Here is a 465-nt window from a genome sequence, read left to right as displayed (position 1 = left end):
GACTGGGATGGCACGCTAATGGATTCGACCGCGCATATCACGCGTAGCATCCAGGCTGCTTGCCGCGACCTCGGCCTGCCGGTTCCCGCCGACGAAGCGGCGAGCTACGTGATCGGCCTCGGCCTGCGCGACGCTCTGCAGATTGCCGCGCCGACGCTCGCTCCAGCCGACTATCCGCGGCTTTCTGAGCGTTACCGCTTTCATTTTCTGGTAAAAGACCAGACCACCGAGCTGTTTCCCGGCGTGCGCGAGATGCTTCAGGAGTTGCGCGACGTCGGCTATCTGCTCGCGGTCGCGACTGGCAAGAGCCGCGTTGGGCTCAATCGCGCGCTCGATCAGGCACGCCTGACCAGCCTGTTCGACGGCACGCGCTGCGCTGACGAAACCTTCTCGAAACCGCATCCCGCCATGCTGCACGAACTCACCCGCGAATTGGGTCAGGATACGGCGCGCACAGTTATGATC

General features: G+C 63.7%; 1 protein-coding gene. It reads left to right on the top strand.

The window, feature by feature from the left end:
• The coding region (locus tag VSR34_RS38485) for an HAD hydrolase-like protein (RefSeq protein WP_342965243.1) at window positions 1–465 on the top strand (465 nt) is incomplete at both ends.

It is taken from the genome of Paraburkholderia sp. JHI2823, assembly GCF_038900695.1.
Taxonomy (GTDB): domain Bacteria; phylum Pseudomonadota; class Gammaproteobacteria; order Burkholderiales; family Burkholderiaceae; genus Paraburkholderia; species Paraburkholderia mimosarum.
This window is presented reverse-complemented; position numbering and strand designations above follow the sequence as displayed.